Annotated in this window: 11 protein-coding genes, 1 rRNA gene, 1 pseudogene and 1 riboswitch; of the genes and pseudogenes, 12 read left to right on the top strand and 1 reads right to left on the bottom strand. The window is 69.8% G+C overall.

The annotated features are described in order from the left end of the window. From rrf to ACFYXS_RS15160, 12 genes and pseudogenes are all read left to right on the top strand, one after another. Positions 1–83, top strand: a 5S ribosomal RNA gene (gene rrf / locus ACFYXS_RS15215); the annotation flags it as partial. A gap of 122 nt (positions 84–205) precedes the next feature. After that, on the top strand, positions 206–814 hold the full coding sequence (locus ACFYXS_RS15210; protein WP_389247953.1) for a CDP-alcohol phosphatidyltransferase family protein: 609 nt from the start codon (positions 206–208) through the stop codon (positions 812–814). A gap of 147 nt (positions 815–961) precedes the next feature. Beyond that, positions 962–3,457: a sugar phosphate nucleotidyltransferase gene (locus ACFYXS_RS15205; RefSeq protein WP_389247951.1), complete on the top strand. Its 2,496-nt coding sequence runs from the start codon at positions 962–964 to the stop codon at positions 3,455–3,457. A 94-nt stretch (positions 3,458–3,551) separates the two neighbouring features. Then, a complete protein-coding gene (locus tag ACFYXS_RS15200) occupies positions 3,552–4,493 on the top strand; it encodes a DUF881 domain-containing protein (protein WP_389247949.1) in 942 nt (313 codons plus the stop codon). Then, on the top strand, positions 4,490–4,822 hold the full coding sequence (locus tag ACFYXS_RS15195) for a small basic family protein (protein ID WP_003984969.1): 333 nt from the start codon (positions 4,490–4,492) through the stop codon (positions 4,820–4,822). Before ACFYXS_RS15200 ends, ACFYXS_RS15195 begins: the two co-directional genes overlap by 4 nt. Positions 4,823–4,829: 7 nt before the next feature. Next, the gene (locus ACFYXS_RS15190) at positions 4,830–5,882 is read left to right on the top strand and encodes a DUF881 domain-containing protein (RefSeq protein ID WP_389248001.1); all 1,053 of its coding nucleotides are present in this window, start codon (positions 4,830–4,832) and stop codon (positions 5,880–5,882) included. Between the two features lie 253 nt (positions 5,883–6,135). Then, positions 6,136–6,330: pseudogene (locus ACFYXS_RS15185) on the top strand (hypothetical protein); the annotation flags it as partial. 39 nt (positions 6,331–6,369) lie between these two features. Beyond that, positions 6,370–6,816, top strand: coding sequence for an FHA domain-containing protein (locus ACFYXS_RS15180; RefSeq protein ID WP_319663261.1), 447 nt, complete (start codon positions 6,370–6,372; stop codon positions 6,814–6,816). Positions 6,817–6,834: 18 nt separating this feature from the next. Further along, positions 6,835–7,575, top strand: coding sequence for a MerR family transcriptional regulator (locus ACFYXS_RS15175; RefSeq protein ID WP_389247946.1), 741 nt, complete (start codon positions 6,835–6,837; stop codon positions 7,573–7,575). An 89-nt stretch (positions 7,576–7,664) separates the two neighbouring features. Then, the gene (locus tag ACFYXS_RS15170) at positions 7,665–8,138 is read left to right on the top strand and encodes a bifunctional nuclease family protein (RefSeq protein ID WP_360912680.1); all 474 of its coding nucleotides are present in this window, start codon (positions 7,665–7,667) and stop codon (positions 8,136–8,138) included. 237 nt (positions 8,139–8,375) lie between these two features. Next, positions 8,376–8,954 (top strand): MerR family transcriptional regulator, encoded by a 579-nt coding sequence (locus tag ACFYXS_RS15165; protein WP_389247999.1) that lies wholly within the window; start codon positions 8,376–8,378, stop codon positions 8,952–8,954. A 90-nt stretch (positions 8,955–9,044) separates the two neighbouring features. Beyond that, positions 9,045–10,406 carry a DNA polymerase IV gene (locus tag ACFYXS_RS15160; protein ID WP_389247943.1) on the top strand — a complete coding sequence of 454 codons (1,362 nt, stop codon included), beginning with the start codon at positions 9,045–9,047 and terminating at the stop codon, positions 10,404–10,406. A gap of 4 nt (positions 10,407–10,410) precedes the next feature. On the opposite strand, the gene ACFYXS_RS15155 is transcribed toward ACFYXS_RS15160, so the two are convergent. Next, a complete protein-coding gene (locus ACFYXS_RS15155) occupies positions 10,411–10,794 on the bottom strand; it encodes a PRC-barrel domain-containing protein (RefSeq protein ID WP_319663094.1) in 384 nt (127 codons plus the stop codon). 101 nt (positions 10,795–10,895) lie between these two features. Further along, a riboswitch (glycine riboswitch) is annotated at positions 10,896–11,000 on the top strand. Positions 11,001–11,123 lie beyond the last annotated feature (123 nt).

Here is an 11,123-nt window from a genome sequence, read left to right as displayed (position 1 = left end):
ACATTTCGAACCCGGAAGCTAAGCCTTTCAGCGCCGATGGTACTGCAGGGGGGACCCTGTGGGAGAGTAGGACGCCGCCGAACAATTCTTCAGCCTGTCCCCGGAGATCGATCATGATCCCCGGGGACAGGCTTTTTTATGCCCTGGGGTAGGGTCGGGTGGAATCATTCGGCGCGCACGTACAAGCAAGTAGGAGGGGCCCCCGGTGGAGGTCCAGGAGACACGGGTGCAGACGGATCGGGTCCTGACGATCCCCAACATCCTGAGCATGGCACGGCTGCTCGGCGTGCCGGTTTTCCTGTGGCTGATCCTGTGGCCGGAGTTCGGCGGCCCGAAGGCCGACGGCTGGGCCCTCCTCATCCTGGCGCTGAGCGGCATCAGCGACTACCTCGACGGCAAGCTCGCGCGCCGCTGGAACCAGATCAGCAACCTCGGCAGGGTGCTGGACCCGGCCGCGGACCGGCTGTACATCGTGTCGACGCTCGTCGGCCTGACGTGGCGCGGCATCCTCCCCTGGTGGCTGACGGCCATCCTGGTGGCCCGGGACGTCGTCCTCGGGGTGATGATCCTGTTCATGAGGCGGCGCGGCTGGGGCCCGCCGCAGGTCAACTTCATGGGCAAGGCCGCGACGTTCAACCTCATGTACGCCTTCCCGCTGTTGCTGCTCAGCGACGGCGACGGGTGGCTGAACACGCTCGCTGCTATTTTCGGATGGGCGTTCGCCGGATGGGGTACAACCCTCTACTGGTGGGCAGGAATCTTGTACGTGGTCCAGGTCCGCCGACTCGTGAGAGCGGACGCCACGGCCGATTGAGCCCGCGATCCCCGGCAGGACTGGCCTCCCGCCGGGTACCCGACGTGTGACCAGGGGGTCCGCAGGATCTCGGAGGTCCAGACCTCCGAGGTCGAGAGCGGGTGACGTCGGCAAGCCAGTCGTCTCTTCAAGGAGGACGCTTCCGACATGAAGGCCGTCGTGATGGCCGGCGGCGAGGGCACACGCCTTCGCCCGATGACCTCGAGCATGCCCAAGCCGCTGCTGCCGGTCGTGAATCAGCCGATCATGCAGCATGTGCTCAAGCTGCTCAAGCGGCATGGTCTGACCGAGACCGTGGTGACCGTGCAGTTCCTCGCCTCGCTCGTCAAGAACTACTTCGGCGACGGCGAGGAGCTCGGCATGGAGCTCACCTACGCGAACGAGGAGAAGCCGCTCGGTACCGCCGGCAGCGTCAAGAACGCCGAGGACGCGCTCAAGGACGATTCGTTCCTGGTCATCTCAGGTGACGCACTCACCGACTTCGACCTGACCGAGCTCATCGATTTCCACAAGGAAAAGGGTGCCCTGGTCACGGTCTGCCTGACCCGGGTGCCCAATCCTCTGGAATTCGGCATCACCATCGTCGACGAGGAAGGGAAGGTCGAGCGCTTCCTCGAGAAGCCGACCTGGGGCCAGGTCTTCTCCGACACGGTGAACACGGGTATCTACGTCATGGAGCCCGAGGTCTTCGACTACGTCGAGGCCGATGTCTCCGTCGACTGGTCCGGCGATGTCTTCCCGCAGTTGATGAAGGAAGGCAAGCCGATCTACGGCTACATCGCCGAGGGGTACTGGGAGGACGTCGGCACGCACGAGAGCTACATCAAGGCCCAGGCCGATGTGCTCGAGGGCAAGGTCGACGTCGACATGGAGGGCTTCGAGATCTCGCCCGGTGTCTGGGTCGCCGAGGGCGCCGAGGTCCACCCGGACGCGGTGCTGCGCGGGCCGCTGTTCATCGGCGACTACGCGAAGGTCGAGGCTGGCACCGAGATCCGCGAGCACTCCGTGGTCGGCTCCAACGTGGTCGTCAAGTCGGGTGCCTTCCTGCACAAGGCCGTCGTGCACGACAACGTGTACATCGGCCCCCAGACGAATCTGCGCGGCTGCGTCATCGGCAAGAACACCGATGTCATGCGGGCGGCGCGGATCGACGACGGCGCGGTCATCGGTGACGAGTGCCTGATCGGCGAGGAGTCGATCATCGCGGGCAACGTCCGTGTCTACCCGTTCAAGACGATCGAGGCGGGCGCCTTCGTCAACACCTCGGTCATCTGGGAGTCCCGCGGGCAGGCCAATCTCTTCGGCGCGCGCGGCGTCTCCGGCATCCTGAACGTCGAGATCACCCCCGAGCTCGCCGTGCGGCTGGCGGGGGCGTACGCGACGACGCTCAAGAAGGGCTCGACCGTCACGACGGCCCGTGACCACTCCCGCGGCGCGCGTGCGCTGAAGCGGGCGGTGATCTCGGCGCTGCAGGCCAGTGCCATCGACGTACGGGACCTCGAGAACGTGCCGATGCCCGTGGCGCGTCAGCAGACCGCGCGCGGCAGCGCCGGCGGCATCATGATCCGTACCAGCCCGGGGATCCCGGACTCGGTCGACATCATGTTCTTCGACGAGCGGGGCGCGGACCTGTCGGCCGCGGGCCAGCGGAAGCTGGACCGCGTCTTCGCGCGCCAGGAGTACCGCCGCGCCTTCCCTGGCGAGATCGGGGACCTCAACTTCCCGTCGAGCGTCTTCGACTCCTACACCGGTGCGCTGCTGCGGGCCGTGGACACCTCCGGCATCGCCGAGGCGGGCCTGAAGGTCGTCGTGGACGCCGCCAACGGCAGCGCGGGCCTCGTTCTGCCGAGCCTGCTCGGCCGGCTCGGCGTGGACTCCCTCACCATCAACCCCGGCCTGAACGAGGCGCGGCCCACCGAGACGTCCGACGCCCGCCGGGCGGGACTGGTACGGCTCGGGGAGATCGTGGCCTCCTCGCGCGCGGCGTTCGGCGTGCGGTTCGACCCGGTCGGCGAGCGGCTCTCGCTGGTGGACGAGCGCGGCAAGATCATCGAGGACGACCGTGCGCTGCTGGTCATGCTCGACCTGGTCGCCGCGGAGCGCCGCAGCGGCCGGGTGGCGCTGCCGGTGACCACGACGCGCATCGCCGAGCAGGTGGCGGCCTACCACGGCACGCAGGTGGAGTGGACGACGACGTCGCCCGACGACCTGACCCGGGTGTGCCGCCAGGAGTCGACGATCTTCGGCGGCGACGGCAAGGGCGGCTTCATCGTCCCCGAGTTCAGCAGTGTCTTCGACGCCTCCGCCGCGTTCGTGCGGCTGATCGGCCTGGTGGCCCGTACCCAGCTCACCCTGAGCCAGATCGACGCCCGCATCCCGCGCGCCCATGTCCTCAAGCGGGACCTGGCGACGCCGTGGGCGGTCAAGGGCCTGGTCATGCGCCGCGTCGTGGAGGAGGCGGGGGACCGCTCCGTCGACACCACGGACGGGGTGCGCGTGGTCGAGCCCGACGGACGCTGGGTGATGGTGCTGCCCGACCCGTCCGAGGCGGTCACGCACGTGTGGGCGGAGGGTCCGGACGACGCGTCCGCGCAGGCCCTGCTCGACGAATGGTCCGCGATCGTGGACAGCGCCGGCCGCTGATCACGCTCCGCGTACGGCTCACGGGCTCTTCCCGGCGCGCGCAACGGCGCGCCGGGAGGGGCCCGTTCGAGGTCGGGGGCGTCGACGTGCGACGATGTGCGGCATGCCGCAGCAGCACCCCGATCGGAGCAGCCCCAGTGACAGGGCGGTGAACCGGCGCCCCGATGCCTCCATGTCGCTGCTGACCAACGTCATGGAGCACAGCCTCGACGACGGATACGCCGAGGCCGCGGCACGTAGGGGTGAGACCGGCACCTCCCGGCTGCCGGGGTCTCTGCGCGGCAGACTGGTGCTCGCGTTCGGGCTGGTGCTCGCCGCCATCGTGGTCACCGTGGGTGCGGCGCAGACGCAGGTCGCCGCGCCGACCCTGGCCAAGGAGCGGCAGAAGCTCATCGACCGCATCCAGTCGGAGACGTCGGCCGCCGACGAACTGCAGGGCAACGTGGACACGCTGCGCGACGACGTGGCGGCCAGGCAGCGCGAGGCGCTCAAGGAACAGGGCGGCGGCGGTGCCGAGCAGGTGGCGCTCCTGGCGGGCGCGACGCCGGTGACCGGGCCGGGCATCAACGTGGAGATCGACGACGCCAAGGAGGCGTCGTCGGGCGGTGGCGGCAATCCGCGGACCACCAGTGGCTTCTCGGACACGGGACGGGTCCGCGACCGCGACATGCAGCGGGTCGTCAACGGCCTGTGGGAGTCGGGAGCGGAGGCGATCTCGGTCAACGGGCAGCGCCTCACCGCCCTGTCGGCGATCCGCGCCGCCGGAGACGCCATACTGGTGGACAACAGGCCCCTGGTGCCGCCCTACACGATTTCGGCGATCGGGAACCCGCAGCACCTCAGTACGTCTTTCCAGGACAGTGCGGACGGACAGTATCTGCACGTCCTGCACGAGAACTACGGGATCCGCGTGAGCATCTCCCAGGAGGAGAAGCTGAGTCTGCCGGCGGCGCCGAGTCTGATCATCCGCTATGCGACGCCGGTCCCCTCGGCCGGTTCGCCGGACGCAAACGGAACTGGGAAGGGCACGAATTGATCGCCGTACTGGGCCTGATCGTTGGAGTGGTGGTGGGCCTCGTGGTCCGTCCCGTGGTGCCGACGGTGGTCGAGCCCTACCTGCCCATCGCCGTGGTGGCCGCGCTGGACGCCGTCTTCGGCGGTCTGCGCGCCATGCTCGACGGGATCTTCGACGACAAGGTCTTCGTGGTCTCGTTCCTCTCCAACGTCGTGGTGGCGGCCCTGATCGTGTTCCTCGGTGACAAGCTGGGGGTCGGGGCTCAGCTCTCCACGGGTGTGGTGGTCGTCCTCGGCATCCGCATCTTCTCCAACGCGGCGGCCATCCGCCGCCATGTCTTCCGGGCGTGACAGCACGATGACCGACGAGCACGGCCAGTACGACGAGAACGGCCGGGAACCGCAGGAGCCGGTGCCCGGGCCGGAGTCCGGCCTGCCCGAAGGAGCGCCCGACAGTACGCCGGAGCGCCCGGCGGGCCCCGCGTCCCCGCAGCAGCCGCCCGCGGCCGCGCCGGCCGGCGGATCCGGGGAGCCCGAAGCGGCGCCGCCCGTACCGGAGTCGGGACCGTCCCCCGAGACCCCGCCCGCGTCGGCGCCCCTGCCCGAACCCGAGCCCGATCCCGAGAGCGATCCCGACTCCACGTCGCGGGTACCCCACGAGCACGCGCCCGCGCCGTCCACCGCGGTGTCGACCGGCCGCCAGCGGCTGAAGGCCGGCCTGTGGCCGCCGCGGGCCAGCCGCGCGCAGCTCATCGTCGCGCTGCTGCTCTTCGTGCTCGGGCTGGGCCTGGCGATCCAGGTGAGTTCGACCAGCGACACCAGCGCGTTGCGCGGCGCCCGCCAGGAGGACCTGGTGCGGATCCTCGACGAACTCGACAACCGCACGCAGCGGCTCCAGGACGAGAAGCAGCGCCTGGAGGACCAGCGCCGGGAACTGGAGAACAGCTCCAACCAGGCCGAGGAGGCCCGCAAGCAGACCGAGCAGAAGGCCGCCCAACTCGGCGTGCTGGCAGGCACGGTCGCGGCGCAGGGCCCGGGCATCACGCTGACGATCACCGACCCCAAGGGCGGGGTCGAGTCCGACATGCTGCTCGACACGTTGCAGGAACTCCGCGCCGCCGGGGCCGAGGCGATCCAGATCAACGATGTCCGGGTGGTCGCCGACACGTACTTCACGCAGGGTGCCGACGGCGCCGTGGACATCGACGGCCACAAGGTCGACCGGCCTTACCGCTTCAAGGTCATCGGTAATCCACAGGATCTCGAACCCGCCCTGAACATCCCGGGAGGCGTGGTACAGACTTTGGAGAAGGAGCAGGCCACGGTCGATGTGACGCGTTCGCAGAAGATCGTCGTGGATGCCTTGCGGCCGCCGGAGCAGCCTGACTACGCTCAGTCGTCATCCCGGTGAGTCCGGCACGAGTGGGGGTGCACGGGGGAGGGCAGGAGATTGCGGGGGGTCGCCGCACCGTTGGGGTGGTGCGTGAGGGAAACTGTGTGTTGGTCGTGACTGAGGGTTCGTCCTGCCCCACGGGCGGGTCTGTGTCGTTCAAGGGGAATCGCCCGTGAAGTTGTTCGGTAAGTGGTTCGGCAAGAGTGCGCGTCCGGCCGGTGACAGCCCTACGGCACGTCACCGGGCGCCCCGGCACGCGCAAGATGAGTCCATGGGCGAGGAGCGCCCGCTGTTCCGGGATCAGGGCGCTGCTCCGGGTGGCGACATTTCGGGCGGTCATGGTGCGGTTTCTGTTGACCCTGCCGCATCGGGGCGCATAGGTTTCGAGCAACCATCAGGCTCTAGCACGGGTGGAGGGTCCTTGCCGGTCTGTACGCGGTGCGGTTTCCAGAACGCGGAAGCGAGCCGCTTCTGCTCCAACTGTGGCGCGCCGCTGCGTGCCGGAGTGCCGTCGGAACGTGCCTCCGAGACCACGTCCACGATCTCGATCTCCGGGCTGGAGGCCTACGAGGCCGAGGTCACCGGGCAGACCGTGCTTCCCGCGCTGTCCCCGGAGGCCCAGGCGGCGGTCGACGCGCTGCCCCCGGGCTCGGCGTTGCTGGTCGTGCGTCGCGGTCCCAACTCGGGCAGCCGCTTCCTGCTGGACGGTGAGCTGACGACGGCCGGGCGCCACCCGGAAGGTGACATCTTCCTGGACGACGTCACCGTCTCCCGCCGTCACGTCGAGTTCCGGCGGGGCCAGGACGGCAGCTTCACGGTGGCCGACGTCGGCAGCCTCAACGGCACCTACGTCAACCGGGAGCGCATCGACTCGGTGACCCTGGCCAGTGGTGACGAGGTTCAGATCGGCAAGTACCGGCTGGTCTTCTACGCGAGCCAGTGGGGCGCCTGACCCCGCGAGGGAAGGTTCATGCTTCGTACACCGTCGGGCGGTGCCGGCAACGGCACCGCCACCGCGGAGGACAGACCGCTGAGCATCGGAGCGGTGCTCAACGACTTGCGTGAGGAGTTCCCCGAGGTCACCATCTCCAAGATCCGCTTCCTGGAGGCGGAGGGGCTGGTGGAACCGCACCGCACGCCGTCCGGCTACCGGAAGTTCTCGGTCAGGGACGTCGAGCGGCTCGGTCACGTACTGCGGATGCAGCGGGACCACTATCTTCCGCTGAAAGTGATCCGCGAGCACCTGGACGCCCTGGACCGGGGCGAGCCGCTGCCGCTGCCGGCCCCCGCGGAGCCGCGGGAGCTGCTGGAGGCCGGTGCCGTCGAGCCGGATACCGGCCTGGGACTGCGGATCGGCCGGGACGAGCTGATGGCCGCCACGGGCGCCGACGACGCCGAGCTGGCGCAGTGGGAGGCGTACGGGCTGGTGGAGGCCGGTTCGGACGGCGACTATGACGCCGAAACGGTGAACATCGCCAAGCTGGTGGCCGATCTGGGACGGTTCGGACTGGAGCCGCGGCATCTACGCGCTGTGAAGGCCGCCGCCGAACGGGAGGCGGGTCTGGTGGAGCAGGTCGTCGCCCCGCTGCGCCTGCACCGCAATCCGCAGACCAGGACGCACGCCGAGGCCACCGCCAAGGAGCTGGCGGCCCTGTCGGTGCGCCTGCACGCCGCGCTGGTCCAGTCGGCCCTCAGGATCCGGCTCTTCTGACGCTGAGTGACCGGGACCAGGCCCGGCCGGTGACCGGCCGGGCACGTCCCGACTACCCAAACCTGCCGAGCACGTCCTAGGGTTGCTGTGTGAACGAGCTCGACGTCGTGGGTGTCCGGGTCGAAATGCCCTCCAACCAGCCGATTGTGCTCCTGCGGGAAGTGGGAGGCGACCGCTACCTGCCCATCTGGATCGGGCCGGGGGAGGCCACCGCCATCGCTTTCGCGCAGCAGGGCATGACGCCCGCGCGGCCGCTGACCCATGATCTTTTCAAGGACGTGCTCGAGGCCGTCGGCCAGAGGCTGACCGAGGTCCGGATCACCGACCTGCGCGAGGGCGTCTTCTACGCCGAGCTGGTGTTCGCCAGCGGCGTGGAGGTGAGCGCCCGTCCCTCCGATGCCATAGCGCTCGCCCTGCGGACCGGAACCCCCATCTACGGGAGCGACGGTGTGCTGGACGACGCGGGCATCGCCATTCCCGACGAGCAGGAGGACGAGGTCGAGAAGTTCCGCGAATTCCTCGATCAGATCTCACCCGAGGACTTCGGAACCAGCAGCCAGTGAGGTCCGGCGCAGACCATTCGACGAGCCTTACCCCCTGAACGGATACGGGAAACCACTCCAGGGGTTGATATCACTCGGCGTGCCGAGCGTGGCGATCGTTGACGCACCCGGAGTGACTGCCTACCGTCGAGATGGAAAGTCCCGATGGCACGTGCGCGTGCCCTCAGGGGTGCGAAGGGACGGGAGGTCGGCGTGAGAAGCACCGGCGACGGTATGGCCGCTGGCGGCCCGTACCCGATGCGCGCGGCCCTGGCCCGCAACGCGGCCGTGGCCTCCGGCGGGGGCAGCGGAGAGGTCTCCGGCCAGGAGCCGGAAGCGACGGTCGAGAGCGTCGGCTACCGCGGGCCCACGGCCTGCGCGGCGACCGGGATCACCTACCGCCAACTCGACTACTGGGCCCGTACGGGACTCGTGGAGCCCAGCATCCGTCCGGCCTACGGCTCGGGCACCCAGCGGCTGTACAGCTTCAAGGACGTCGTCGTCCTCAAGATCGTCAAGCGGCTGCTGGACACGGGGGTGGCACTGCAGAACATCCGCACCGCGGTGCAGCACCTGCGTTCCACCAGCCCTGCAGAGCTGGCCCGGATGACCCTGATGAGCGACGGCGCCACCGTCTACGAGTGCACTTCTCCGGACGAGGTCGTGGACCTGCTCCAGGGCGGCCAGGGCATCTTCGGGATCGCGGTCGGCGTCGTGTGGCGCGACGTGGAGAGCGGGCTGTCGCAGCTGCACGGCGAGCGGGTCGACACCGGCGAGACCCTGGTCGGCCACAATCCCGGCGACGAACTCGCCCGGCGCCGCAATCGCGCGGTCTGACCCCACCGCCCTCCCGGCCGGGCCGGCGCCCCACCCGTCCGCCGTACGGACGTACGGCGGCTGTCGGTGCCGTAGGGCACCATCGATGACGTGAGAAGCGCGCCGACCATCCTCCATCTGGACATGGACGCGTTCTTCGCTGCCGTCGAGCAGGCCGCGAAGCCGAGTCTGCGGGGGAAGCCGGTCATCGTCGGGGGGCTGGGGCCGCGGGGCGTGGTGGCGACCGCCTCGTACGAGGCCCGTGTGCACGGCGTCCATTCCGCGATGGCGATGGCGCACGCCCGCCGGCTCTGCCCCAACGCCGCGTACCTCGTGCCGCGCTTCGCGGTGTACCGGCAGGTCAGCGATGTCGTGATGGACATCCTGGCCCGGCTGTCGCCGCTGGTGGAGCCGCTGAGCCTGGACGAGGCCTTCGTGGACCTGGAGGCGGGCGGCATCGCGGACGAGCCGCGGCGCGTGGGGGAGCGGCTGCGGGCCGACATCAGGGCGGCCACGGGGCTCACGGGCTCGGTCGGGCTCGCCGGGTCCAAGCTGCTCGCCAAGATCGCCTCCGAGCAGGCCAAGCCGGACGGCATGGTGGTCATCGAGCCCGGCACCGAGCGCGGGCTGCTGGCGCCCATGCAGGTGCGCACCCTGCCCGGTGTGGGACCGGCCACGGCCGAGCACCTGCGCAGGGGCGGTATCACCACCGTCGGGGACGTGGTGGAGGCGGGCGAGGCCGAGCTCGTACGCCTGCTGGGCAGGGCGCACGGCGCGCATGTGCACGGCATGGCCCTGGGGGTGGACGAACGGCCCGTGGTCCCCGACCGCGAGCACAAGTCGATCTCCGTCGAGGACACCTTCGACGTCGACCTCACCGACCGCATCCGGGTGCGTCTGGAAGTGGACCGCCTCGCCGACCGCTGCGTGCGGCGGCTTCGCGAGGCGGGACGCTCGGGGCGCACCGTCGTGCTGAAGGTCCGCCGGTACGACTTCACGACCCTCACCCGGTCCGAGACGCTGCGCGCCCCGACCGACGACCTCACCGTCGTGCGCGAGACGGCGGAGCGGCTGCTGGAGGCCGTGGACATCACGGGCGGCGTACGGCTGCTCGGCGTCGGCGTGGCAGGGCTGGCCGATTTCACGCAGGAGGACCTGTTCGCCCAGGCGGCTGAGCGGGAGGAGGCGGCCCCCGACGACGAGGGCGCCGCCGGGGCGGACGAGGACGCGGGACCGCCCGCCGGTGCCGCGTCGACGCCGGCCGCCGCGGAACGGCGCTGGATGCCCGGTCAGGACGTCCGGCATGCCGAGTACGGCGCCGGCTGGGTGCAGGGCAGCGGTGTCGGCCGGGTCACCGTGCGCTTCGAGGAGCCCTTGTCGGCGGTGCCGGGGCGGGTGCGGACGTTCGCGGTGGCCGATCCCGAACTGGAGCCGTCCGAGCCGCTGCCGCTGGTGTTATGCGGGAGTGCGTGAGCGGTCAGCCGTCGCCGGCCAGCTTGCCGAAGTCCCGGTCGGGCGGCGGCTCGTCGTCCGTCCCCGGGACGGCGCCCGGTCCGTTCATCCCGTAGTGGTGGTAGAGCTGCAGCTCCTGCTCCGGGGAGAGGTGCCGGCCCACCCCGAAGTCCGGGGCGTCCTTGATCAGCGCCTTGTCGAACGGGACGCGCAGCCCGTCCTCGCCGAACTCGCTCGGTTCCAGGGGGACGAAGGCGTCACGGCTGAACAGCCCGGTGCGCACCGCGGCCCACTCGGGCTCGCCGGTGGCGTCGTCCAGGTACACCTCGTCGACTGTGCCGATCTTCATTCCGTTGCGGTCGAAGGCCCTGCGCCCGATCAGGCTCCGCGGATCGATACCGGTCTGCACGGTCCCTCCAACTGGTCGCGATTACTCCTATTTAGGCACGAAAGGTGTCCGCTGTCACATGACTCTTCAACCGACGCCGCTGGTAGGCTGACAGTGGCTGGCGACCCCATGCGGGAGAGTCCCGGCGGTGCGAAGCACCGGCCGCCGGGCGCCGAAGGAGCAAACCCTCCCCGGAATCTCTCAGGCATCCGTACCGCATGGGTGAGGTCACTCTGGAAAGCAGGAAGGGCAGCCCGTCCGTGGCGGCCCGTTCCTCACCGACGGTGAAAGCCGTCCCGCTCGCGCGGGACGGTGAAACTCTCAGGTTCAGATGACAGAGGGGGAGGCCG

Origin of the sequence: Streptomyces sp. NPDC002574 (genome assembly GCF_042889545.1) — a bacterium.
GTDB lineage: Bacteria > Actinomycetota > Actinomycetes > Streptomycetales > Streptomycetaceae > Actinacidiphila.
The sequence above is the reverse complement of the archived record's forward strand: the minus strand, read 5'-3'. Positions and strand labels throughout refer to the sequence as shown.